Genomic DNA, 24,548 nt, shown 5'->3' with positions numbered 1-24,548 from the left:
CGAAAAGGTCTTTAACGTAGCGCCGCCGTCCGCATTGCGTCGCGGACGGCGGCATCGGTGCGGGATTAACGCGCGCTAACCAGCTCGCGTTTCATATCGATGATCTGCTGGAAATCGGCCACGCTGCCCGGGCCGATGTGCTGAGTACCGCCCATCGCTTTCACGAAACAGGCGTGATCGTCGGTATCCAGTTTTTTAAGCGCGGTGACGACTTTGGCTTTGAAGTCCGCTGGCAGCGCATTGCTAACGAGGATCGGGCCGTTCGGGATCAGCGGCGATTGCCAGATAATCCGGATTTGCTTCATCAGATCCGGATGATCCATGCGAATCAGGCGATTGAAAGCGCCCACGCTGTAGCCGCTGTTGTAGTCGCCGACCATCGAGGTCCAGGTGACCGCGCCGGCAAACTGGCCGTTCAGCACGCCGAGAATGTCCTGTTCGTGGCCGCCGGAGAAGGTCACGCTGGAGAAGAAGTTATTGTATTTGTTATCCGCGTCGCCGCCGAATTTCTGTTTAAAGGCGTGGTTTGGAATTAAATAACCGGAAGTGGAATCCGGGTCGGCGAAGCCAAAAGCTTTGCCTTTTAAATCGTCCAGCGTTTTATACGGGCTGTCAGCTTTGACGATGACCACCGAGTGGTAGCCGCGGGATTGATCTTTATCGTCAACGGCGATACCGACAATATCGACGGCTTTCGGGTTATTGATATAGACCGAGGCATAAGAAGAAGGCGACATACTTAATACGACATCGACTTTCCCGCCCAGCAGTCCCTGAATGACGCCAGAATAATCGGATGAGTTACGTAATTTGGTATCGACCTTCAGCTCTTTATCAAGGAACTGTTTCACGCACTGGTTATCGCCAATTTGCTGCGTGGCGTTTTGACCGCCGAGGATCCCCAGATTTAATTCCTTCGGCTGTTCAGCGGCGCTCGCTTGCCACGTCAGTAACAGAGCTGCGATTGCTGCGGATAAACGAACTGCGCCATTTAGATGTTTGTTCATTATTTTGCCTGTGTGTTTTTAACTAAAGGAAATTAATGCAATTGGCTAATTTCATCGCCGTACAACCGATGCAGGACATCCTGAGTCAGCTGTGCCGGATGATCGTCGAATATGATGCGGCCTTTGGCGACGCCAATGACCCGGGTGCAGTACTCTTTGACCAGTTCGACCGAATGCAGGTTGACCATCACGCTAATCCCCTGGCAGCTGATTTCCCGCAGTACATTCATGATGCGCTGGGTGTTTTTGGGATCGAGCGAGGCGACGGGTTCATCCGCCAGCAGGATCCCGGGGTTTTGCATCAGCGCACGGCAAATCGCTACGCGCTGCATCTGGCCGCCGGAGAGGTTTTCCGCCCGCTGTAGGGCGTGCGGCAACATGTTCATCCACTCGAGAAGGGAAATCGCGCGCGCCCGGTCGGCGTCGGGGAAAACCTTAAACAGCGACTTCAGGGTTGAGGTTTGACTCAGGCGGCCGAGCAGTACGTTAGTCAGCACATCAAGGCGCGGCACAAGGCAGAAGTCCTGGAAAATCATGCCGCATTCGCTGCGCCAGGCATTGAGCGCGCGTCCTTTCAGGCGTGAAACATCATGGGGCATACCCACTTCCGGAAAGCTGAGTATTTCACCGCCGGTGGCGCTATGAGTGCCGTTCAGGACATGCAGCAGTGTGGATTTCCCGGCTCCCGAGCGGCCAATCACGCCCACCAGCTCGCCGGCATGGAGGTCAAAGCTGATGTTATCGAGCACGGTTTGCTGCGCATTATAAGATTTACTCAGGTTGCGCACGCTTAAGACTTTCCGCTGCCGGGTTGGGGCGATGGGCGTAATTAGCGAAAATTCGGTTTCCGCCACCGCGGCAAGAGAGCTGTTCATAAGAGTGTCCTGGTTCGTCATAAACTGGCCACTATTAATCGCGTTTTGTGTGAACTTTCGATGACGGTAAGGCGAAAAAATAATGAAAGCGTGATGAAACGCTTACCTGCAAGGTAAAAGAAACATGCCAGCGGCAATCATAGCGTGATGGTCTACACTAATGAAAATGAGAGCAAATAAGAAAGAAATATGAGAACTAATCTCATTCTCTTAGATATCATTCTTTCATGGGACTAATAGTCCTCTGCAAGCGGTTTTTATGTTTATGTTTAGGCATTTTGTGCGGTGCTTAAAACCATTCACGCAGCTTATGATTGGGCGGATCGTCTTGTAAATAGCTGTTTTGCGGTATTATCTTCTTATTTTTATGTGTTATTAAGATTTTTCGCAACGTCATTTATCTCATCCATTAAGAATATTCCTAATGAATTAGGGTTATGATCCTGGATGATATAATAATCGATTCGGATTGTAGGAATTTTCGATCAATAACCACATGAAATTAAATGTTTTTTGTTTTTGAGCAAAAAATAGGATTTCTGCAAAAAGCAAAAAATTGACATAAATGAGAATTAGCTTCACATCCTGCTTGTTGACACTTAATCAGAAAAAACCTAAATTTGAATCCAACAAAAAAATATAAATCGATAAATGATTTCGACATTATTAATGATTAAATAATGCCGCTGGTGTTTTATTATAACCAATTTAAACAGGGGTAATTTGCAGGTTTAATCTCTGCAGGCCTGGCTATCGGCGATGGGGTGAAAGGTAGTATTCCAGGATGAAGAGGATAAACAGTATATGGACGATCAATGCTCCCTTGATAAGTGTATTTGGCCAGCACATGATACTTATTTTTTAAAAGGCTTGTCGGAACTCATCTTAGATATCGAAGAACTTATTTATTTGTCACTGGATAAAATATGTAAGGACTTTTTGTTTATCAATCTGAGTACCAATGCATTAAATTACTTTATTCGCTATGACAACGACTGGTTAGCCAAGGCCAAAGGCAAACAAATTATTCTGATTGCCGCGAGAAAGTCAGAAGCGTTAGCCAATTATTGGTATTACAACGGTGATATTCGCGGCGTGGTGTATGTCGACCTCGCGCGCGATATAAGAAAAGATCTGGCCTATGTAATTAATGGTCGGTTTCTGCGTAAAGATATTAAGAAAGAAAAAATTACTGACCGGGAAATGACGGTGATCAGAATGACGGCCCAAGGAATGCATCCGAAATCTATCGCCAGAATTGAAAATTGCAGTGTGAAAACTATTTATACCCATCGGCGAAATGCTGAGGCCAAGCTGTATTCAAAAATTTATAAATTAGTTATGTAACGTTTATTTAGTGGTACACCGGGACGACTTGTCCTTAATTAAACTCAGGATGAAAAAGCTATGAAAAAAAAGGTTATTGCTATTGCTCTGGTAACGGCGTTTGCTGGAATGGGTGTTGCTCAGGCTGCTGATGTCACTGCTCAGGCCGTTGCTACCTGGTCTGCAACCGCGAAAAAAGACACTTCCAGCAAACTGGTTGTTACCCCGCTTGGCAGCCTGGCTTTCCAGTATGCCGAAGGGATTAAAGGCTTTAACTCACAAAAAGGTCTGTTTGATGTTGCTGTTGAAGGCGATACCACGGCGACTGCCTTCAAACTGACTTCACGTCTTATTACTAACACTCTGACTCAGCTGGATACCTCCGGCTCAACGCTGAGCGTGGGCGTGGATTATAACGGCGCCGCGGTAGAAAAGAGTGCTGACACCATCATGATCGACACCGCTAACGGCGTACTGGGCGGTAACCTCAGCGCGCTGTCTAACGGCTACAACACCGCAGGCCGCACCACCGCGCAGGACGGCTTTAACTTCTCCATCATCAGCGGTACCACCGACGGCACCACCGCGGTAACCGATTACAGCACGCTGCCGGAAGGGGTCTGGAGCGGTGACGTGAGCGTGCAGTTCGACGCAACCTGGACCAGCTGATTTTCTCGTAGCACCGGGCAGGGGGAATACCCCTGCCTCTTCATGGACTGAACGCTTATGAAAAAACATCTTCTGGCCATTGGCCTGCTGCTGGGATTGGCGAATCCCGCGCTGGCGCTGGATGTCGGCGATATCTCTTCCTTTATGAACAGCGGCAGCAGCACGCTGAGTAAAGAGATTAAAAATACCACCGACAGCGGCCGCTTAATCAACATTCATCTGGAACGTCTCTCTTCACCGCTGGATGGCGGCAAAGTGATCCCGATGGATAAACAGGATGAAGTCCTGTTGACCCCCGCCAGCTTGTTATTGCCCGCAAAGGCCAGTGAAGTGGTGCGCTTTTTCTACAAAGGCCCGGCGGATGATAAAGAGCGCTACTACCGCATTGTCTGGTTCGATCAGGCCTTAAGCGATGCCCAGCGCAATGGCTCCCAGCGCAGCGCGGTGGCCACCGCTTCAGCCCGCATCGGCACCATTCTGGTGGTGGCGCCGCGTCAGGCTAATTTTCGCTACCAGTTTGCCGGCGACACGCTGACCAATACCGGTAACGCCACCCTGCGCATCATCGCCTACGGCCCGTGTCTGAAAATCGCCGATGGCAAAGAGTGCAAAGAAAATTACTACCTGATGCCGGGGAAATCGCGTCGCTTCACGCGCGTCAATATTGCTGACAAAAAAGGACGGGTCGCGCTCTGGCAGGGCGAGCAGTTTGTTCCCGTGAAATAGACATGTGTGCTGATGGATTAAGACTATGCCTTTACGACGGATCACCCCTGGACTGAACGCGCTGCTTGCCTCCGGCATGGTTCTTTTGCTGGCGCCTTATAGCGACAGCATGGCCGCCGAGCGCGTGCAGCAAATCGGCGGCGTGATTATCCCGCAGGCTTTCAGCCAGGCTTTGCAGGACGGCATGAGCATTCCTCTGTTTATTCATCTTGAAGGCAGCCGCGATAATCAGAACGATCAGCGTATCGGCGCCGCGTATATCTGGCTTGATGGCGATGTGCTGCGGGTTCGGCAAATCACCCTCGAAGAGGGCGATGACAACGCTCGCGTCAGCGACGAGACACGTCAACAGCTCAGACGTTTATCCAATGAGGCTTTCAACGACGCGCTGAAGATCCCCTTAACCGATGCCGCGCAGCTACACCTTAGTCTGCGCCAGTTGCTGTTGCAACTGGTGGTGAAACGTGAGGCGCTGGGAACCGTGCTGCGGTCGCGCAGCGAGGATATTGGCCAGTCGAGCGTTAAAACTTTCAGTAATAACCTTACCTACAACCTCGGGGTCTACAACAACCAGATGCGTAGCGGTGGCAGTAATACCTCCAGCTATCTGTCACTCAATAGCGTTAGCGCGCTGCGCGAGCATCACGTGGTGCTCGACGGCTCGCTGTACGGCATCGGCACCAGCCACCAGGACAACGAACTGTATAAAGCGATGTACGAGCGCGACTTCGCCGGGCACCGTTTTGCCGGCGGAATGCTGGATACCTGGAACTTACAATCGCTGGGGCCGATGACCGCGATTTCGGCCGGTAAAATCTACGGCGCGTCGTGGGGCAACCAGGCCAGCTCGACGGTATTTGATAACAGCCAGTCGGCGACGCCGGTGGTGGCATTCTTACCGGCGGCAGGCGAGGTCCACCTGATGCGTGACGGGCGCCTGTTAAGCGTGCAGAACTTCGTTATGGGGAATCATGAAGTTGATACCCGAGGCCTGCCGTACGGTATTTACGACGTTGACGTCGAAGTTATCGTCAACGGACGAGTGGTCAGCAAACGCACCCAACGCGTCAACAAGCTGTTTACTCGCGGACGCGGCGCGGGCGCGCCGCTGGCCTGGCAAATCTGGGGCGGCAGTTTCCATATGGACCGCTGGTCGGAAAGCGGTAAAAAGACGCAGCCGGCGAAAGAGAGCTGGCTGGCGGGGGCATCGGCTTCCGGATCGTTGAGCACGCTCAGTTGGGCGGCCACCGGCTACGGTTATGATAACAATGCCGTCGGCGAAACGCGCATCACGCTGCCGCTGACCGAGGCGGTGAATATCAACCTGCAAAACATGCTGGCCAGCGACAGCTCCTGGAGCAGCATCGGCAGCGTCAGCGCCACCTTACCCGGCGGCTTTAGCTCGCTGTGGATTAACCAGGAAAAGACCGTTATCGGCGATAAGCTGCGCCGCAGCGATGCCGACAACCGGGCGATCGGCGGCACGCTGAACCTGAACGCCCTGTGGTCAAAACTAGGCACTTTTAGCATCAGCTACAACGATGACCGCCGCTACAACAGTCATTACTACACGGCGGATTATTACCAGACGATTTATAGCGGCTCTTTTGGCTCGCTAGGCCTGCGCGCGGGCTTACAGCGCTATAACAACGGCGATAGCAACGCCAACACCGGGAAATATATCGCCCTCGATTTATCTCTGCCGCTGGGCAACTGGTTCAGCGCCGGGATGACCCATCAGAACGGCTATACCATGGCCAACATTTCGGCGCGTAAGCAGTTTAATGAAGGGGCGATTCGAACCGTCGGCGCCAATATTTCGCGGGCGATTTCCGGCGATACCGGCGACGACAAAACCTTAAGCGGCGGCGCTTATACGCAGTTCGAAACGCGCTACACCAACGGCACGCTGAACGTCAACAGCGGCGCCGACGGCTACGTGAATACCAACCTGACCGCCAGCGGCAGCGTCGGCTGGCAGGGGAAAAATATCGCCGCCAGCGGGAGAACCGATGGCAATGCCGGGGTGATCTTCAATACCGGTCTGGAAGACGACGGCAAGCTCAGCGCTAAGGTTAACGGGCGCATCGTGCAGCTCAGCGGTAAACGCAACTACCTGCCGCTTTCGCCGTACAGCCGCTATGAAGTCGAACTGCAGAACAGTAAAAACTCGCTCGACAGCTACGACATTGTCAGCGGTCGTAAGAGTCACCTGACGCTTTATCCCGGTAACGTGGCGGTGATCGAGCCGGAAGTGAAGCAAATGGTCACCGTCTCCGGGCGCATCCGCGCCGAAGACGGCACGCTGCTGGCGAACGCGCGCATTAATAACCATATCGGGCGCACCCGCACCGATGAGAACGGTGAATTTGTCATGGATGTCGATAAAAAATATCCCACCATTGATTTTAGCTACGGCGGAAATAAAACCTGTGAAGTGGCGCTGGAGCTCAGCCAGGCGCGCGGCGCGGTGTGGGTAGGGGACGTAGTATGCAGCGGTCTCTCTTCATGGGCGGCGGTGCAGCAGACAGGAGAAGGTAATGAAAGCTAAGTGGCTAGCTCTGATGGTAGCGATGCTCGCGGAACTGTCGATATCGCAAACTTATGCCGCGATCTCGAAAACCACCTGGAGCGATGCGCCAGCGCGCGAATTCGTCTTCGTTGAAAACAACTCTGATGATAACTTCTTCGTCACCCCTGGCGGCGCGTTGGATCCGCGTATGACCGGTGCAAACCGCTGGACGGGTTTAAAATACAACGGATCAGGCACGATTTATCAGCAGAGCCTGGGTTATATCGATAACGGCTATAACACCGGGCTCAATGCAAACTGGAAGTTCGACATGTGGCTGGAAAATTCCCCGGTATCCCATCCGCTGCTGGGGCTACGCTGTATTAACTGGTATGGCGGCTGCGATATGGCGACCAGCCTGATTCAGCCGCAGACTACCGACGCTAGCGGTTTTTATGGCGCGACGGTAACCAGCGGCGGCGCTAAGTGGATGCACGGCATGATGTCTGATGCTTTCTATCAGTATCTACAACAGATGCCGGTTGGCGGTAGCTTTACGATGACCATTAATGCCTGTCAGACATCCGTGGCTTACGATGCAAGCCTCGGCCAGCGCTGTAAAGATCAGGCATCAGGTAACTGGTACGTCCGTAACGTTACTCACACCAAAGCGGCGAATCTCAGGCTCATCAACACCCACTCTCTGGCAGAAGTATTTATTAACAGCGATGGCGTACCGACGTTGGGCGAAGGAAATGCCGATTGCCAGACGCAGACTATTGGTAGCCGTGCGGGTTTAAGCTGCAAAATGGTCAACTATAATTTGCAAACCAATGGCTTGAGCAATACCTCGATACATATCTTCCCGGCAATCGCTAACTCATCGCTGGCGTCGGCCGTCGGGGCGTACGATATGCAGTTCAGTCTCAACGGCAGCTCGTGGAAACCGGTGAGCAATACGGCTTATTACTACACGTTCAACGAAATGAAGAGTTCGGATGCGATCTACGTCTTTTTCTCGAGCAACTTCTTTAAGCAGATGGTGGCGTTGGGTATAAGCGACATTAACACTAAAGATTTGTTTAACTTCCGTTTTCAGAATACGACTTCACCAGAGTCAGGTTGGTATGAGTTTTCTACTTCGAATACGTTAATTATCAAACCGCGTGATTTCAGCATCAGCATTATCTCCGATGAGTACACTTCGGCGCCGTCACGTGAGGGTTACGTCGGCAGCGGCGAACCGGCGCTGGATTTCGGCTACATCGTCACCACCAGCGGCAAAACCGCCGCCGATGAGGTGTTGATTAAAGTTACCGGCCCGTCACAGGCGATTAGCGGGCGCTCGTATTGCCTGTTCAGCTCGGCGGACGGTACCGCGCAGGTGCCATTCCCGGCGTCGCTCTCTTTCATTACCCAAAGCGGGGCGACGAAAAGTTACGACGCCGGCTGCGACAATAGCTGGCACGACATGACCGATGCGCTATGGCTGACCACGCCGTGGACTGATATTTCCGGCGATGTGGGGCAGATGGATAAAACAACGGTGCGCTTTTCGATTGCCATGGACGATCCTATCTCGCTGCGCACCATCACCGACAACGGCTGGTTTGGCGAGGTCAGCGCTTCAGGAGAGATTCATGTCCAGGCGACGTGGCGTAACATTAATTAAGCTGACGCTGGCGAGCCTGTGGCTGCTGGCCGCGCCGCTGGCGCAGGCGATTTCTGTCGGTAATCTGACCTTTTCGCTGGCCTCTGACGCTGAGTTTGCGGCGAAAAGGGTGATTAACAACAATAAAAGCGCGCGGCTATATCGGGTGTCGGTGGTGGGTATCGACCGGCCCGGCGGCCATGAGGTTCGTGCCCGCCCGGCGGACGGCGAACTGCTGTTCGCCCCGCGCCAGCTGACGCTGCAGGCGGGTGAAAGCGAATATTTTAAGTTCTATTATCACGGGCCGAAGGATAACCGCGAACGCTACTATCGGGTCTCGTTTCGTGAAATTCCCACCCGCAACCTGGTGATGCGCGCCCCGGCGGGCGGGCAGATCAGCATGGAGCCGGTGGTGGTGATGGATACCATTCTGGTGGTACGCCCGCGGCAGGTTCAGTTTAAATGGGCGTTCGATAAAGCGGCGGGGAGCGTCAGTAATACCGGCAATACCTGGTTTAAGCTGCTGATAAAACCGGGATGCGACACCACGGAAGAGGAGGGTGACGCCTGGTATCTGCGCCCCGGCGATGTCGTTCGCCAGCCGTCGCTGCGTAAGCCCGGCAACCACTACATTATCTATAACGAGAAATTTATTAAAATCAGCAATGATTGCCCGGTGAAATAGCCGGGCAATCGCCTGAATTATTCCTCGTTCAGCAACTCACTCACCAGCGCGATATGGGTCTTAATGCCGACCGCCAGCGCATCTTCGTCGATGCGAAAATGCGGGTTGTGCACGTTCCACGTCGCCCCTTTTTGCGCATTGCCGCAGCCGATAAACAGGAAGGTTCCGGGGATTTTCTCCTGATAGGAGGAGAAATCCTCGCTGCCGAATAGCGCCTTATCCTGCAGCTGTAGCGTGCCTGCCGGGAAGTGGCGGGCTATGGCTTCGCGGGCGATATGATTGGTGGCGTCGTGGTTGTTTCCCACCGCATAGCCCTGCTGCCATTTGATTTCGTAGCTGGCGCCGTGGGCGGCGGTGATGCCGTCGATAATCCGCGCCATCAGCGGCGGTACCGCCTCGCGCACCTGCTGGCTATGGGTACGCAGCGTCCCGGCCAGGCGCGCGCTGTCGGGGATCACGTTATAGCTATCGCCGGCCTGAAAAGTGGCGATAGTCAGCACTGGCGCGCTGGCCGGGTCGATATGGCGGGCGACGATCTGCTGCAGCGCGCCGACCACTTCCGCGCCGATGGTCACCGGATCGATACAGTGCTGCGGCATCGAGCCGTGGCCGCCTTTGCCGCGAATGGTGATATCAAAGTTATCGCTGGAAGCGACGTACACTCCCTCTTTCAGGGTAATCACGCCAACCGGGCTGGTGGGGAAAACATGCAGGCCGAAAATATGTTCGACATCGTCAACCACGCCTAGCTCAACCAGCTCACGCGCCCCGCCCGGCGGCACCTCTTCCGCGGGCTGGAAGATGAATTTAATGCTGCCGTGCAGCTGTTCGCGAAGCTGGCACAAGACTTTCGCCGCCCCCATCAGCATCGCGGTATGCGCGTCGTGACCGCAGGCGTGCATTACACCGGGCTTCGTTGAGCAGAATGCTTCTCCGCTCTCTTCCTGGAGCGGTAGGGCATCGATATCGGCCCGCAGCGCCCACATCGGGCCCGGATGCGCGCCGCGCAGTACGGCAATCACGCTATTTTCCAGCGGGCGGCTTATCTCGAGGCCGGAAAATAGCGCCAGCTCGCGGGCGATGTAATCGGCGGTCGGCTTCTCGTTAAACGACAGATCCGGATGGGCGTGGATATGGCGACGCCAGCGCAGCGCTTCCTCGGCCGCGGCGGAAATGAATTGTTCAGTGGCGTGATGCATCAGTGACTCCTTCAATCAATAACGGGCTGACTGACGACGGTTTTACGTTTCATGAGCGGCAGCACCGCCAGCGCGGAGCAAACCATCGCCAGTGAAAGAAACAGGAAAGCGCTGGCGTAACCGTGGGTTTTCTCCACCAGATAGCCAATGACGATCGGCGAGACAAAGCCGCCGAGAGTACCGCCGGTATTAATCAGACCGATAGCCGAGCCCATCATATTTTCCGGCAGGCGCTTCATCGGCAGGGTAAAGGCGGTGACGAAGGTCGACATCAGGAAAATTTCGCCGATAAACAGCAGCAGGCTGGCGGTCAGCGGCGTCCGGGCATGGAAGATAGCGAAGATCGCCACGGCGCTGATTAGCGCGCTAATCGCGATGACCAGCGGTTCGCGATTGAGAAAATATTTACCCACCAGCCAGCCGGTACCCAGCGATGAGATCCAGATCCCCAGACCGCCCGCGGCCACCACGTAGCCGGATGCAGACAGCGACATCCCCATACTCTGAACAAAAAATTTCGGTAGCCAGGCCATCAGGCCATAGCTGGGAATATTGACGCAAAAGATAGCCAGAAAGAGCAGGATTACCGTGGGGTTACGCCACAGGGCGGCGCCCGCGGCGCTCTGTTTCGCGACCACCGCCGTCGGTTGCCGGCGCGGCACGCGCAGGGCGATCAGCAGGGCGATGGCGCAGGCCACGATCCCCAGTACGGTGAACGACAGATGCCAGCCGAGCTGCGCCAGTGCGTTAACGGCGATAATCGGCCCAATGGTCATCGCCAGTCCCGCTGACGACAGCAATATCGATTGGGCGAAGGTACGTTGTTCCAGAGTGAAGTTGCTTACCACCGCCTTGGCGCAGGAGCAGGGATAGCCTGAATGGCCGACGCCTGACAGAAAGCGGAACAGCAGCAGCAGGCCGAAGCTCGCTCCCAGCAGGCCAAAGCACAGCGCGAATATCCCCAGCGCCGCCAGCGACAGCACGAGCATCGTTTTGTAGCCAATACGATCGTTAAGCCAGCCCGCCGGCACCTGAAACAGCGAATAGGCGAGAAAAAAGATGCCGGTAATGTAGCCCAGTTGTTCGGCGTTGAGCCCGAACTCCTTTTCGATAGGCAGCAGCGCGAAGCCGGTGACGGTTTTGTCGATATAAACGACCACGTAGCCGATAAACAGTAAGAAGATCATCTGAGACTGACTTTTCATTTTTTTCCGCCCGGTGTCTCATGGTTGCATGTGTTGTCGTGGGGGAATCCCCTACTGCATCCTCAGGCTTTACCCGCGCGGCGGGAAGATATAATTTTTCTATAGGTGATGCTTTTTTCTGATAGGGGTGAGCGGTGAAATATCTTCCCAAATTAAACCAGCTGCAGGCGCTACGGCAGGTGGCGCGCAGCGGCAGCATCCGTTCGGCGGCGCGTGAACTGGGGCAATCGCAGCCGGCGCTGAGCCGGACATTACGTGAGCTGGAGCAAATCCTCGGTACGCAACTTTTTCTGCGCAGTAAAGAAGGCGTCGCCCTGACCGAAGCGGGAATCGCTTTCTTACAGCGCGCGGAGTGGGTGCTGGAGGAGCTGCGGCGCGCGGCGGATGAGGTGGAACAGATTAACCATGTCACCCACGGTCGGCTGACGGTCGGCTTTTCGTCGTTGATTGCCCTGACGGTATTTCCTCAAGTGGCCGAAGGGTTTAAGCAGGCGCTGCCGCAGGTGCAGATGACGGTGAAAGAGGGGCAGCTTTCGTCGCTGCTGCCGGGCGTCCGCAGCGGAGAGATAGACCTGGCGATCGGATCGGTCGACCCGATGCATCCGCCGGAAGGGGTGATGCTGGAACCGCTGTTTACCGCGCCGTTCTGCGTCATCGCGCGCAAGGGGCATCCGCTGGCGCAAGAGAGCGATCTGCTGGCGCTGCGTAAAGCCCGCTGGCTGTTGCCGGAGTCGCCGATGGGCTACTACCAGCAGTTACAAAACGAGCTGATCCACTTTTATCGCCAGGTGTCGATTACCCCGCTGCGCACCGACTCGGTCATTGTCGGTTTGCAGATGGTACTGGAATCCGATTATTTGACCATCGTCGCGCGCGCCATGAACCAGCCGCTGCAGCTTGGCGAAAAGCTGGTCACGCTGCCGGTATCCACGCTCCCGGCGGCGCAGTATTGCGCGGTGTGGTCGCAAAAATCGGCGCTCACCGCCAATGCCCGGCTGTTTCTCAATCGGCTGCGAAGCGCCTGTCAGCGCTACGCCTGGTAAAACGGCGGCTCGCCAGCTGGCTGAGGGCGCAGCACAGTAAATAGTAAACCGCGCCGGTAAAGACGAATATCGCCAGCGGGTAGATTTGCACCCGGTTATTGACCTGCCCGGCGACGGTAGTGAGTTCAGGCACGTTGACGATAAACGCCAGCGAGGTGTCCTTCAGCATGCCGATAAAAATGCCGACCAGCGACGGCTGGACGTTGCGCAGCGCCTGCGGTAGCAGGATTAAGCGTAACGTCTGGCCAGGAGTGAAGCCCTGCGTCAGCGCCGCTTCATGCTGGCCGCCGGGCAGGGCGCGCAGCCCCGCCAGCACCGAGTGCATCACCGAGGCGGCGGTGAACCACGCCAGCGCCAGGGTGACCGTTACTGCGCCCGGCAGATCGCCGCCGGTCAGCATCGGTAGCAGATACCACAGCCAGAAAATAACGAAGATCAGCGGGATACCGCGAATAATTTCCGCCCACAGGAATAGCAGACGACGGACCGCTCCGCCGTAGCGCCAGGCGGCGCAGGCTAGCAGAATACCGCCCGGTAGCGCCAGCGCGGTCGCGCCGATGGCCATCAGTAAGGTGAGCGCCACGCCGCCGGGTTGGCCTTCCGCCAGCCGTCCCCACAGCAGATAATCAAGGTTGTCGGCGATCACCGCGAGGTTAGCGTTCATGTTGTGCGCTCCGTGGCTGACGATATCCTGGACCGAAGCGCGTCAGCGCCAGTCCCATAACGATCCCTAGCGCAAGATATAGTGCGGTGCCGACAGCAAAGGCCTCCAGCGCATGGGCGTTATAGCTCTCGATTTGCCGTACCTGGTAGGTGAGCTCGGCGAAGCCAATACCGCTGGCCAGCGAAGAGAGTTTCATCAGATTCAGGTACTGGCCGACAATCGGCTGCCAGGCGTTAGCCAGCCCCTGCGGCAGCAGAATAAAACGTAATTCCCCCCACGGGCTAAATCCCTGCGACAGCGCCGCTTCGCGCTGGCCGTGGCTCACGGCGCGCAACCCGGCGGCAATCTCTTCCACCAGAAATGCCGAGGTAAATACGCCGAGCCCCCACATTGAGCAGAGAAATTCCGGCGTCAGCCACCAGACGTCGCCCGGTAGAATCGACCAGCTATGGGAGTCGTTGATAAAATCGCGCGCCGCCAGCGGCAGCAGGTTCCAGGCGGCGAAGTACCAGAACAGCAGTTGAACCAATAGCGGCGTATTGCGAAACAGCGATACCCACGCCGCCACCAGCCAGCGGCCGGGGCCTCCGCCGCCGAGACGCAGCGCCAGCAGTAGCACCGCCAGCGCGGTGGCCAGCAGTATCCCGGCCACGCTGACCCAGATGGTAGTGAGAAAACCGGAGATAATCCACTGCAGCGGCTGCCCGCTGAGCACGCCATGCCAGTCGAGAATCGCCATCACTCAACGCTCTCCTGATGTAGCGGGTCGAGCACCTTCTGCAGAAAACGGCGGGTACGGGCATGCTGCGGGCGGGCGAAAAATTCCGCCGGCGGCGCGGTTTCGAGGATTTCGCCACCGTCGATAAACACCACCCGATCGGCGATTTCGCGGGCAAACTGCATCTCGTGAGTGACCACCACCATGGTGATACCGCTGTGGGCCAGGGCTTTCATCACCTGCAGCACTTCGCCGATCATCTCCGGATCCAGCGCCGAGGTTGGTTCATCAAACAGGATGATTTGCGGCGAGGAGGCAAGGGCGCGGGCGATGGCGACGCGCTGCTGTTGGCCGCCGGAGAGCTGAGCGGGCATCTGCCGCGCTTTATCCGTGAGGCCGACCTGGGTGAGTAATTCCAGCGCCCGCTTTTGGGCGGCATCGTGTTGCCAGCCGTGCACGCGCTCCAGCGCGAGGGTAATATTCTCCTGCGCCGTCAGGTGAGCGTAGAGATTGAACTGCTGAAAAACGAAGCCGACCCGGCTGCGCAATTGGCGCAGCGCGTTGCCGGTCAGGCGGCGGGTCGGTTTGCCATCGATGAGGATCTCGCCGCCGCTTAACGATTCAAGCTGGTTGATCAGGCGGATCAGCGTTGATTTACCCGATCCTGATGGCCCGAGGATCGCCACCACTTCGCCGGGATTGACCGTTAAATTAACGCCGTTTAGTACCTGATGATCGCCGTAGCGTTTAACCACGTCGCGAAAGGTAATACTGGCCTGCTGCAGATGCGAGAAATCCGCGGCCGAAGCCGCGGAGCGTGAAAATAAGGCGGAAAACATCTGGGTTATTTCGCTTCTATGGTAAAGGCGCGCGGTTGCGGAGAGGCGGTGCCAGGGCCAAACCAGGTGTCGTAGATTTTCGCCGCCTGGCCGGATTTTTCCAGCTTAACCAGCTCGTCGTTTACCGCTTTCAGCAGCGCCGGTTCGCCTTTTTTCACGCCGACGCCAATCTCTTCTTTGCTCAGCAAATCCGGCAGAATTTTAAAGTTGGCTTTATCCGGCGCGCCCGCCAGCAGCCCGGCGAGAATGGTGCTGTCCTGGGTAATCGCCTGCACGTTGCCGTTTCGCAGGGCGGTCAGCGCCAATGGAATATCGTCATAGGAGAGCACCCGCGACTGCGGGAAGCGCTGGTGCAGCGCCTGTTCGCCGGTGGTGCCTTTTACCGCGCCGATGCGCGCTTTGCTGTAGTCATCCAGTTTATCCGGCGACTTAGCCGGAACCAGGAACTGCTGGCCGGTCACAAAGTAGGGCGTTGAGAAATCAATGACCTGCGCACGCTCCGGGGTAATGGTGATATCGGCGACGATCAGGTCGGCCTTACCGGACTGCAGCAGAGGAATACGGTTAGCCGGGTTAGTGGCCACCAGCTCAAGCTTGACGCCAAGAGATTTCGCCAGCGCCTGCGCGAAATCGACGTCGTAACCCACCAGTTGATGGGTTTTGGCATCCACGGAACCAAACGGCGGGTTAGCGTCGAAGGTGGCGACCTTCACCACCCCGGCGGCTTTGATATCGGCTAACTGGTCGGCCTGAACCTGGGCGGTCAGCAGCAGCGCGCCCAGCGCAAAAGCGATTTTGGTATAAGTTTTATGCATCATCATTCCCCTGAATCCCTGTTTTGTTTTGTGTTTATCACGCTCCCACAAAAGCGCCTCGTCCGGCAAAGAAGAAAAAATTCTTATCTATAACCAAAATCTCTTAATAAAAATGGGGATATTGCCGTTAATCAAATCGCTTTTACAGGAAGGGGTTAGTCACCGAAGCGCAGCGGCTAATATGCATCTTCCAGGATTACAAATTCGGAATTGATATTTCCCGCCCGTCGGCGATTGTGGTTGAAATAACAACAACGCAAACCCGACCGATGGAGGAGAAATGAAAGTAGCGCTGTGGCAACGGATTACCGGCTGGCTGGCTTTTTTATCTAACGGAGAAGCCGGGCAGCAAGATGGTCAACGGATGATGGAGGCGATCTTGCCGGTCGCCAGCCTGTATGGCGTGGATCTCGGCAACGTGGAAACCCGGTGGTTTCGCCATGACAAAACATACTGAGCGGCGCTGGACGCGCGAAGCCTACTGGAACGAGGTGTGCTCTGTGTAGCCGAAGGCTGCTTGCGGTTGCGGTAAAAAGGAGAGGCTCCGCAGCCCAAGCAGCTTTAAACCCAGGCTCCTACTCCTGTTCGCCCTGTTTTTTTCCCATCCCCGTTTTGCAATTTCCCCGCCGTCACGGTATAAATGACCTTCATTTGGATGTTTAGACGTCCATACATAAAGAAGGCAATATGCAAACAACATCACAACAACAAGGTGGGCAACTTAAGCGCACCATGAAAACGCGCCACCTGATTATGCTCTCGCTGGGCGGCGTCATTGGCACAGGGTTATTCTTCAATACCGGCTATATTATCTCGACCACCGGCGCGGCGGGCACGCTGCTGGCGTATCTGATCGGCGCGCTGGTGGTCTGGCTGGTGATGCAGTGTCTTGGCGAACTGTCGGTGGCGATGCCGGAAACCGGCGCCTTTCACGTGTATGCCGCGCGTTATCTCGGCCCGGCGACCGGCTATACCGTGGCGTGGCTCTACTGGCTGACCTGGACCGTGGCGCTCGGCTCGAGCTTTACCGCCGCCGGATTCTGTATGCAGTACTGGTTCCCGCAGGTGCCGGTGTGGGTCTGGTGCGTGATTTTCTGCGCGGTGATTTTCGCCCTGAATGTTATCTCTACCCGCTTCTTTGCCGAAGGCGAATTTTGGTTCTCGCTGGTCAAAGTGATCACCATCATTGCTTTTATTATTCTCGGCGGCGCGGCCATCTTCGGCTTTATTCCGCTGACCGACGGTTCACCGGTGCCAGGGCTGCATAACATCACCGCCGAAGGCTGGTTCCCCCATGGCGGCTTGCCGATCCTGATGACCATGGTGGCGGTGAACTTCGCTTTCTCGGGCACCGAACTTATCGGTATTGCCGCCGGTGAGACGCAAAACCCGCATCAGGTGATTCCGGTCGCGATCCGCACCACTATTGCCCGGCTGATTATTTTCTTTATCGGCACCGTTTTCGTGCTCGCCGCGTTAATCCCGATGCAGCAGGCGGGGGTGGAAAAAAGCCCGTTCGTACTGGTGTTTGAAAAGGTCGGCATTCCTTATGCGGCGGATATTTTTAACTTCGTGATCCTGACCGCGATTTTGTCGGCGGCCAACTCCGGCCTGTATGCCTCCGGACGGATGCTGTGGTCGCTATCAAATGAGAAGACGTTGCCAGCCTGCTTTGCCAAAGTGAATAAACGCGGCGTGCCGCTAACCGCGCTGACGGTGAGCATGCTGGGCGGCGTGCTGGCGCTGTTTTCCAGCGTAGTCGCGCCGGATACGGTGTTTGTTGCGCTGTCGGCGATTTCCGGTTTTGCGGTGGTCGCGGTATGGCTGAGCATCTGCGCGTCGCATTTTGTCTTCCGCCGCCGCCATCTGCAACAGGGCAAAGCCTTAAGCGAGCTGCACTATCGCGCGCCGTGGTATCCGCTGGTGCCGGTGCTGGGGTTTGTCCTCTGCCTGGTGGCCTGCGTGGGGCTGGCCTTTGACCCAAGCCAGAGTATTGCGCTGTGGTGCGGGATCCCGTTCGTCGCGCTGTGTTATGGTGCTTACTATCTGACTCGTACACGGAAATTAACTCAGGAGCCGCAACATGCCGCAGAATAATCCGCTAACCGCAATCCTTGAAACGCAACCGTTCGTGCTGCTGGATGGCGCGATGGCGACGGAGCTGGAAGCGCTCGGCTGCAATCTGGCCGATAGTTTATGGTCGGCGAAGGTACTGCTGGAGAATCCGCAGCTGATCCGCGATGTGCATCTCGACTATTTCCGCGCTGGCGCACAGGTGGCGATCACCGCCAGCTATCAGGCAACGCCGGCAGGCTTTGCCGCCCGCGGGCTGGATGAGGCGCAGTCGAAGGCGCTGATAGGTAAAAGCGTCGAGCTGGCGCGTAAAGCCCGCGAGGCGTATCTGGCGGAAAACCCGCAGGCGGGAACGTTGCTGGTGGCCGGGTCGGTCGGGCCGTATGGCGCGTATCTGGCGGATGGCTCTGAGTATCGCGGCGATTATCAGCGCAGCGCGGAGGCGTTTCAGGCGTTCCACCGCCCGCGCGTCGAAGCGCTGCTGGATGCCGGGGCGGACCTGCTGGCCTGTGAAACGCTACCGTCGTTTGCCGAAATCACGGCCCTGGCGGCGCTGCTGCGTGACTACCCGCGCGCCCGCGCCTGGTTCTCGTTGACCCTGCGCGACGCCGAACATCTCAGTGACGGCACGCCGCTGCGCGAGGTTGTTGCGGTATTGGCCGATAATCCCCAGGTGCTGGCGCTGGGGATTAACTGTATCGCGCTGGAAAATACCACCGCCGCGCTGCAGCATCTGCACAGCCTGACGTCGCTGCCGCTGGTGGTCTATCCTAACTCCGGCGAGCACTATGATGCGCTGACCAAGACCTGGCATCATCACGGTGAAGCCTGCGCGACGCTTGCGGCCTATTTGCCGCAGTGGCTGGCGGCTGGCGCCAGGCTGATTGGCGGCTGTTGTCGCACCACGCCGCAGGATATCGCCGCGCTGGCGGCGGGCCGCTAACACCTGTATTTCTTGCCCCCCGGATGGCGGCGCTCCGCGCCTGATCCGGGCTACCAGTACCGCGAGCCGGGGGAATCCATTTCTTTAATCCCTGTTTTTAACTATCTAATCCCGCTTTTCTTCTAAAAACGATTCGCTATTAGGCAGAATTTTTAATTACTTCATCTCCACGCTGATGCCGGAAATACTGCACCCATAACAACTAAGGGGAAGCAGACACTATGGCATTCACATCGCGAATTACTCTTCTGGCGGCGCTGGCTTTCGCTGCCTTCCAGGCGCAGGCGGTTAACGTCACCGTCGCCTATCAAACCTCCGCTGAACCGGCGAAAGTCGCCCAGGCGGATAACACCTTCGCCAAAGCCAGCGGCGCCACCGTTGACTGGCGTAAATTCGACAGCGGCTCCAGCATCGTACGCGCGCTGGCCTCAGGCGATGTGCAAATCGGCAACCTCGGCTCCAGCCCGCTGGCGGTGGCCGCCACTCAGCAAGTACCGATTGAAGTGTTCCTGCTGGCCTCAAAGCTTGGGAATTCCGAAGCGCTGGTGGTGAAGAAAGATATCACTAAGCCGGAAGATCTGATTGGCAAACGCATTGCGGTACCGTTTATTTCGACCACCCACTACAGCCTGCTTTCCGCGCTGAAACATTGGGGAATCAAACCGGGCCAGGTACAGATTATCAACCTGCAGCCGCCGGCGATTATTGCCGCCTGGCAGCGCGGCGATATCGATGGCGCTTACGTGTGGGCGCCAGCCGTTAACGAACTGGAAAAAGAGGGCAAGGTGCTGACCGACTCCGCGCAGGTGGGGCAATGGGGCGCGCCGACGCTGGATGTCTGGGTCGTACGTAAAGACTTTGCCGAGCAGCATCCGGAAATCGTGAAAGCTTTCGCTAAAAGCGCCATCGACGCGCAGCAGCCCTATATCGCCAACCCGGAGGCGTGGCTGAAGCAGCCGGAAAATCTCAGCAAGCTGTCGCGACTGAGCGGCGTGCCGGAGGCGGATGTGCCGGTGTTAGTCAAAGGCAATACCTATCTTACCGCCGCCCAGCAGGCGCAGGAGCTTAACGGCCCGGTGAACCAGGCGATTATCGATACCGCGAAATTCCTCGAAGAGCAGGGCAAAGTGCCGGCCGCAGGAACCGATTATAGCCAGTTCGTTACCGACCGTTTCGTGAAATAAAAGGAGGCTCTGATGCTGCAAATCTCGCATCTTTCCGCTGATTATGGCGGTAAACCAGTGCTGGCGGATATCAACCTGACGCTGGACAGCGGCGAACTGCTGGTGGTGCTGGGCCCCTCCGGCTGCGGCAAAACCACGCTGCTGAACCTGATTGCCGGATTCGTGCCCTATCAGCACGGCAGCATCACCCTTGAAGGCCGCCGCATCGACGGGCCGGGCGCCGATCGCGGCGTGGTGTTTCAAAATGAAGGCCTGCTGCCGTGGCGCAACGTGCTGGATAACGTCGCGCTGGGACTACAGCTGGCGGGGGTGGAAAAGACCCAACGCCGGGAAATCGCCGCGCAGATGTTAAAAAAAGTCGGCCTGCAGGGGGCGGAAAAACGCTTTATCTGGCAGCTTTCCGGCGGCCAGCGCCAGCGTGTCGGTATTGCGCGCGCGCTGGCGGCGGATCCGCAGCTTCTGCTGCTGGATGAGCCCTTCGGCGCGCTGGATGCCTTTACTCGCGAGCAGATGCAAACCCTGCTGCTGCGCCTGTGGCATGAAACCGGTAAGCAGGTGCTGTTAATTACCCACGATATCGAAGAAGCGGTATTTATGGCCAGCGAGCTGGTGCTGCTGTCGCCGGGGCCGGGGCGGGTGCAGGAACGCCTGCCGCTGGAGTTTGGCCGCCGTTTTGTCGCCGGTGAATCCTGCCGCAGCATTAAATCGGATCCGCAATTTATCGCCCAGCGCGAATATGTGCTTAGCAGGGTGTTCGAACAACGGGAGGCTTTCTCATGAGCGTGGTCCTCAATGATAAACCGCGCCAGCGCGCGCTGAAATGGCGCTGGCCGCTTTCACGGCAGCTGACCCTTAGCGTAGCGACGCTGGCAGTATTGCTGGCTATCTGGTGGGCGGTGACCGCGTTGCAGCTGATTAGCCCGTTGTTTTTACCCTCGCCGTGGCAGGTATTACAGAAGCTACTGACCATTGCCGGGCCGCAAGGCTTTATGGACGCGACCCTGTGGCAGCATCTGGCGGCGAGCCTGACGCGTATCGCCATCGCGCTGGTGCTGGCGGCGATCGTCGGCGTGCCGGTGGGGATCGCCATGGGATTGAGCCCAACGGTACGCGGGATCCTCGACCCGCTGATCGAACTGTATCGTCCGGTACCGCCGCTGGCGTGGCTGCCGCTGGTGATCATCTGGTTCGGCATTGGCGAAACGCCGAAAATCTTACTGATCTATCTGGCTATTTTCGCCCCGGTAGTGATGTCGACGCTGGCGGGGGTTAAAAGCGCGCAGCAGGTCCGCGTTCGCGCCGCACAGTCTTTAGGGGCCAGTCGCGCTCAGGTGCTGTGGCTGGTGATCCTGCCGGGCGCGCTACCGGAAATTCTCACCGGCCTGCGCATTGGCCTTGGCGTCGGTTGGTCGACGCTGGTGGCGGCGGAGTTGATTGCCGCCACTCGCGGCTTAGGTTTTATGGTGCAATCCGCCGGTGAATTCCTGGCGACCGATGTGGTGTTAGCCGGGATCGCGGTGATTGCGATAATCGCATTTGTTCTGGAACTGGGACTGCGCGCGTTGCAGCGCCGCCTGACGCCCTGGCATGGAGAAGTACAATGAGTGAACGTCTGAGCATTACCCCGTTGGGGCCGTATATTGGCGCGCAGGTGGCCGGAGCCGATTTGACCCGTCCGTTAAGCGACAATCAGTTTGAGCAGCTATACCACGCGGTGCTGCGCCATCAGGTGGTGTTCCTGCGCGAGCAAAATATCACCCCGCAACAGCAGCGCGATCTGGCGTTACGTTTTGGCGATTTGCATATTCATCCGGTCTATCCGCATGCGCCGGGCGTTGACGAAATTATCGTGCTGGATACCCATAACGATAATCCGCCGGACAACGATAACTGGCATACCGACGTGACCTTTATCGACACGCCGCCGGCAGGGGCGATTCTGGCGGCGAAGGAGTTACCTTCTACCGGCGGCGATACCTTGTGGACCAGCGGTATTGCCGCCTGGGAGGCGCTCTCTGAACCGTTTCGCCAACTGTTGAGCGGGTTACGCGCGGAGCACGATTTCCGCAAATCGTTCCAGGAGTACAAGTACAACAAGACGGAAGCGGAGCATCAGCGCTGGCGTGAGGCGGTGGCGAAGAACCCGCCGCTGTTGCACCCGGTGGTACGTACCCATCCGGTAACCGGTAAGCAGGCGCTGTTCGTCAATGAAGGGTTTACCACCCGTATTGTGGATGTCAGCGAGAAAGAGAGCGAGGCGTTGCTGAATTTCCTGTTTGCTCACGTCACAAAACCGGAATTCCAGGTGCGCTGGCGCTGGCAGCCGAACGATGTGGCGATTTGGGATAACCGGGTGACGCAGCATTACGCCAACGCCGACTATCTGCCGCAGCGGCGCATCATGCACCGCGCGACAATTCTTGGTGATAAGCCGTTCTACCGGGCGGGATAAACGGCTAGAGATGCGCGCCGATGTAGCGCTGGTAGCGGTTGGCTTTCAGGTAGGTTAAATCCACCAGCACCAGCCCATCGACGCAGTGATTAAAGTCCGGGTCGCTGCCGAAATCGATAAACTGCACGCCGCCCGGCTCGCACACTTCCGAGTACTGTTTATACAGCGGCGGGATGCCGCAGCCGAGGTTGCCGAGCAGGGACTTCAGCCGCGTCAGGTCTTCGGTGTAATCCTCGCCGCCAAACTGCGCCAGCACCTCGGGTAGCGAAGCTGGGTAGGGGCGACGGGATTTGGCCAGCGGATGCGTCGCCGGAAACCATAAGCGGTAGAAGGCGACCAGCAAATCGCGGGCATCGGGCGGCAAGCCGCCGGAAATCGAGACCGGGCCAAAAAGATAGCGATAGTGCGGATTACGCGCCAGCCAGGCGCCGATGCCTGACCAGAGATAATCCAGCCCGCGGCGTCCCCAGTAGCGCGGCTGAATGAAACTGCGCCCCAGTTCAATCCCGTGCTGCAGAATATCGTCCATCCGCGCGTCGTAGTGGAACAGGCTGTAGCTGTAGATGCCCTCCAGTCCCCGTTTCTCCAGTTGTATGGCGGTAGGCATAAAACGATAGGCGCCGACGATCTCCAGATCCTCTTCATCCCATAAAATCAGGTGCAGATAGTCATCATCGTAGCTATCGATATCGCGGCGGTTGCCGCTGCCTTCGCCGACCGCCCGGAAAGCGATCTCCCGCAGACGGCCCAGTTCGCGTAGCAGCGGCGCCTCTTCCTGGCCGTTGCGCTGCCACAGATAAATCAGCTTACCGTCGGCGGTTTTGCCCAGACATTCGGTTTTTGCCAGCTCGCGTTTGAGCAGCGCGCGGTCTTCGGGGCGGGCGATCGCGCTTTCGCTTTTAAACAGGCCGGGGTGTCCTTTACCGAGGCGCTCGACGTGGCGGTAGCAGCGGTCCGCCAGTTCGCGGGCGGAAAGCTGCGGCTGATGCCACGATGACCACGCGATTTGCTGGCCAATGCGTAACGGCAAGCTGCTATCGCGGCGGCGAAACATCTGCTGCATTAATAGCAGCAGCGGCAGATTCTTGGAGAGCAGGGCGCTGGCGTAGAACAGCGGGCTGTTGTGGGCGCGGATCCACGCCGGCAGCAGAGGCGCGCGGTATTTCGCCGCCAGCTTGATGAAGCCGGGATGCCATTTTTTATCACGGATGCCGCGGCGGGTCAGACGCGAGACTTCCCCCGCCGGGAAGAAGATCAGCACGCCGCCCTGCTGAAGCTGTTGGTCCATCTGCTGCAGCGCCGCTTTGGCGGTACGGCCGTTGATATTATCCACCGGAATAAACAGCGAGCTCAGCGGTTCAAGATGGGTCAGCATGCGGTTAGTGACGACTTTGACATCGCGACGCACGCGGGAGACCGCATAGAGCAGAGCGAGACCATCGAGCGTGCCGGTCGGATGGTTGGCGATAATCACCAGCGGGCCATGTTCGGGGATTTGTTCGAGGTCATGCGCCGGAATAGCGCAACGGATGTTGAGATGTTCGAGGACCTGTTCGACCGTATCCAGTCCTTTCAGGTGACGATGGCGGGCGGCAAATTGCTGGAACTCTTCTTCATGCAGAAGCTTTTTCAACACCTTTTTCTGCCAGGGGGCGGGCCTCGCCTGAGGCCACAGGTCATCGAGAACGTTGTCGAGACTAAACATAGTGACTCCTCCTCTGTCCTGCCCAGACAGTAGAAGGCGCAGATGTCGTTCAGATTACAATTCGGTGAAGATTCGGTCTCAGCAGGCGAGGTTTCCCGGATAGCGGCGCGATGCGCCTTATCCGGGCTACGATTTGGCATTTGGTTGGTAGCCCCGGTAAGCGTCAGCGCCACCGGGGAGGGGCCCCGGATAGCGGCTTACGCCTTATCCGGGCTACGGTTTGGCATTTGGTTGGTAGCCCCGGTAAGCGTCAGCGC

23 protein-coding genes are annotated in these 24,548 nt (G+C 57.1%); 14 read left to right on the top strand and 9 right to left on the bottom strand.

Going from position 1 to position 24,548, the window contains the following annotated elements; translation table 11 throughout:
- Nucleotides 1-65: 65 nt before the first annotated feature.
- Entirely contained in the window at nucleotides 66-1,007 is a 942-nt protein-coding gene (phnD, locus tag ABLU80_RS20305; protein WP_032712705.1) for a phosphonate ABC transporter substrate-binding protein, read from the bottom strand.
- A gap of 32 nt (nucleotides 1,008-1,039) precedes the next feature.
- Nucleotides 1,040-1,882: a phosphonate ABC transporter ATP-binding protein gene (gene phnC / locus ABLU80_RS20300; RefSeq protein ID WP_151085237.1), complete on the bottom strand. Its 843-nt coding sequence runs from the start codon at nucleotides 1,880-1,882 to the stop codon at nucleotides 1,040-1,042.
- Between the two features lie 804 nt (nucleotides 1,883-2,686).
- Between phnC and ABLU80_RS20295 the strand changes: the two genes are divergently transcribed.
- The 6 genes from ABLU80_RS20295 to ABLU80_RS20270 are packed head-to-tail and all read left to right on the top strand — an operon-like array spanning nucleotide 2,687 to nucleotide 9,451.
- A complete protein-coding gene (locus tag ABLU80_RS20295) occupies nucleotides 2,687-3,229 on the top strand; it encodes a helix-turn-helix transcriptional regulator (RefSeq protein ID WP_015704518.1) in 543 nt (180 codons plus the stop codon).
- Between the two features lie 60 nt (nucleotides 3,230-3,289).
- Nucleotides 3,290-3,877 (top strand): common pilus major fimbrillin subunit EcpA, encoded by a 588-nt coding sequence (locus ABLU80_RS20290; protein WP_151085235.1) that lies wholly within the window; start codon nucleotides 3,290-3,292, stop codon nucleotides 3,875-3,877.
- 57 nt (nucleotides 3,878-3,934) lie between these two features.
- Nucleotides 3,935-4,603 carry a hypothetical protein gene (locus ABLU80_RS20285; RefSeq protein WP_015368090.1) on the top strand — a complete coding sequence of 223 codons (669 nt, stop codon included), beginning with the start codon at nucleotides 3,935-3,937 and terminating at the stop codon, nucleotides 4,601-4,603.
- Between the two features lie 25 nt (nucleotides 4,604-4,628).
- Nucleotides 4,629-7,154, top strand: a complete 2,526-nt coding sequence (locus ABLU80_RS20280) for a fimbrial biogenesis outer membrane usher protein (RefSeq protein ID WP_046884031.1) — start codon at nucleotides 4,629-4,631, stop codon at nucleotides 7,152-7,154.
- Nucleotides 7,155-7,167: 13 nt separating this feature from the next.
- Nucleotides 7,168-8,787, top strand: coding sequence for a hypothetical protein (locus ABLU80_RS20275; protein ID WP_047052842.1), 1,620 nt, complete (start codon nucleotides 7,168-7,170; stop codon nucleotides 8,785-8,787).
- The gene (locus tag ABLU80_RS20270) at nucleotides 8,756-9,451 is read left to right on the top strand and encodes a fimbria/pilus periplasmic chaperone (RefSeq protein ID WP_015704522.1); all 696 of its coding nucleotides are present in this window, start codon (nucleotides 8,756-8,758) and stop codon (nucleotides 9,449-9,451) included. Before ABLU80_RS20275 ends, ABLU80_RS20270 begins: the two co-directional genes overlap by 32 nt.
- A gap of 17 nt (nucleotides 9,452-9,468) precedes the next feature.
- On the opposite strand, the gene ABLU80_RS20265 is transcribed toward ABLU80_RS20270, so the two are convergent.
- Nucleotides 9,469-10,650 carry an amidohydrolase gene (locus tag ABLU80_RS20265; RefSeq protein WP_348850410.1) on the bottom strand — a complete coding sequence of 394 codons (1,182 nt, stop codon included), beginning with the start codon at nucleotides 10,648-10,650 and terminating at the stop codon, nucleotides 9,469-9,471.
- Between the two features lie 11 nt (nucleotides 10,651-10,661).
- Entirely contained in the window at nucleotides 10,662-11,855 is a 1,194-nt protein-coding gene (locus tag ABLU80_RS20260; RefSeq protein WP_047042427.1) for an MFS transporter, read from the bottom strand.
- Nucleotides 11,856-11,989: 134 nt separating this feature from the next.
- Between ABLU80_RS20260 and ABLU80_RS20255 the strand changes: the two genes are divergently transcribed.
- Nucleotides 11,990-12,898, top strand: a complete 909-nt coding sequence (locus ABLU80_RS20255; RefSeq protein WP_015704524.1) for a LysR substrate-binding domain-containing protein — start codon at nucleotides 11,990-11,992, stop codon at nucleotides 12,896-12,898.
- Here ABLU80_RS20255 and ABLU80_RS20250 read toward each other — a convergent pair.
- From ABLU80_RS20250 to ABLU80_RS20235, 4 genes are read right to left on the bottom strand one after another with little or no spacing between them, the layout of a single operon-like run.
- Nucleotides 12,858-13,562, bottom strand: a complete 705-nt coding sequence (locus tag ABLU80_RS20250) for an amino acid ABC transporter permease (RefSeq protein ID WP_348850409.1) — start codon at nucleotides 13,560-13,562, stop codon at nucleotides 12,858-12,860. The two genes, ABLU80_RS20255 and ABLU80_RS20250, sit on opposite strands and share 41 nt — an antisense overlap.
- Nucleotides 13,552-14,304, bottom strand: a complete 753-nt coding sequence (locus ABLU80_RS20245; protein WP_335077117.1) for an amino acid ABC transporter permease — start codon at nucleotides 14,302-14,304, stop codon at nucleotides 13,552-13,554. The genes ABLU80_RS20250 and ABLU80_RS20245 overlap by 11 nt, the downstream gene beginning before the upstream one ends.
- Nucleotides 14,301-15,119, bottom strand: coding sequence for an amino acid ABC transporter ATP-binding protein (locus ABLU80_RS20240; RefSeq protein ID WP_157195041.1), 819 nt, complete (start codon nucleotides 15,117-15,119; stop codon nucleotides 14,301-14,303). The genes ABLU80_RS20245 and ABLU80_RS20240 overlap by 4 nt, the downstream gene beginning before the upstream one ends.
- Before the next feature lie 5 nt (nucleotides 15,120-15,124).
- Nucleotides 15,125-15,937, bottom strand: coding sequence for an ABC transporter substrate-binding protein (locus ABLU80_RS20235; RefSeq protein ID WP_161799902.1), 813 nt, complete (start codon nucleotides 15,935-15,937; stop codon nucleotides 15,125-15,127).
- A gap of 277 nt (nucleotides 15,938-16,214) precedes the next feature.
- Between ABLU80_RS20235 and ABLU80_RS20230 the strand changes: the two genes are divergently transcribed.
- The 7 genes from ABLU80_RS20230 (at nucleotide 16,215) to tauD (ending at nucleotide 22,586) form a co-directional block, all read left to right on the top strand.
- A complete protein-coding gene (locus ABLU80_RS20230) occupies nucleotides 16,215-16,391 on the top strand; it encodes a hypothetical protein (RefSeq protein WP_015368101.1) in 177 nt (58 codons plus the stop codon).
- Between the two features lie 230 nt (nucleotides 16,392-16,621).
- Complete coding sequence (gene mmuP / locus ABLU80_RS20225) at nucleotides 16,622-18,031, top strand: S-methylmethionine permease (protein ID WP_157195040.1); 1,410 nt, start codon at nucleotides 16,622-16,624, stop codon at nucleotides 18,029-18,031.
- Complete coding sequence (gene mmuM, locus ABLU80_RS20220; RefSeq protein WP_157195039.1) at nucleotides 18,018-18,950, top strand: homocysteine S-methyltransferase; 933 nt, start codon at nucleotides 18,018-18,020, stop codon at nucleotides 18,948-18,950. The genes mmuP and mmuM overlap by 14 nt, the downstream gene beginning before the upstream one ends.
- A 221-nt stretch (nucleotides 18,951-19,171) precedes the next feature.
- Nucleotides 19,172-20,134, top strand: coding sequence for a taurine ABC transporter substrate-binding protein (gene tauA / locus ABLU80_RS20215; RefSeq protein WP_348850408.1), 963 nt, complete (start codon nucleotides 19,172-19,174; stop codon nucleotides 20,132-20,134).
- A 12-nt stretch (nucleotides 20,135-20,146) separates the two neighbouring features.
- Nucleotides 20,147-20,914 carry a taurine ABC transporter ATP-binding subunit gene (gene tauB / locus ABLU80_RS20210; protein ID WP_348850407.1) on the top strand — a complete coding sequence of 256 codons (768 nt, stop codon included), beginning with the start codon at nucleotides 20,147-20,149 and terminating at the stop codon, nucleotides 20,912-20,914.
- Nucleotides 20,911-21,738, top strand: a complete 828-nt coding sequence (tauC, locus tag ABLU80_RS20205; RefSeq protein WP_020079520.1) for a taurine ABC transporter permease TauC — start codon at nucleotides 20,911-20,913, stop codon at nucleotides 21,736-21,738. The genes tauB and tauC overlap by 4 nt, the downstream gene beginning before the upstream one ends.
- Nucleotides 21,735-22,586 (top strand): taurine dioxygenase, encoded by an 852-nt coding sequence (tauD, locus tag ABLU80_RS20200; protein WP_015704533.1) that lies wholly within the window; start codon nucleotides 21,735-21,737, stop codon nucleotides 22,584-22,586. The genes tauC and tauD overlap by 4 nt, the downstream gene beginning before the upstream one ends.
- A 4-nt stretch (nucleotides 22,587-22,590) precedes the next feature.
- On the opposite strand, the gene ABLU80_RS20195 is transcribed toward tauD, so the two are convergent.
- The gene (locus ABLU80_RS20195) at nucleotides 22,591-24,291 is read right to left on the bottom strand and encodes a GNAT family N-acyltransferase (RefSeq protein WP_348850405.1); all 1,701 of its coding nucleotides are present in this window, start codon (nucleotides 24,289-24,291) and stop codon (nucleotides 22,591-22,593) included.
- Nucleotides 24,292-24,548: the final 257 nt, after the last annotated feature.

The sequence above is a fragment of the Klebsiella sp. CN_Kp104 genome (assembly GCF_040064515.1).
GTDB lineage: Bacteria > Pseudomonadota > Gammaproteobacteria > Enterobacterales > Enterobacteriaceae > Klebsiella > Klebsiella aerogenes.
This window is presented reverse-complemented; position numbering and strand designations above follow the sequence as displayed.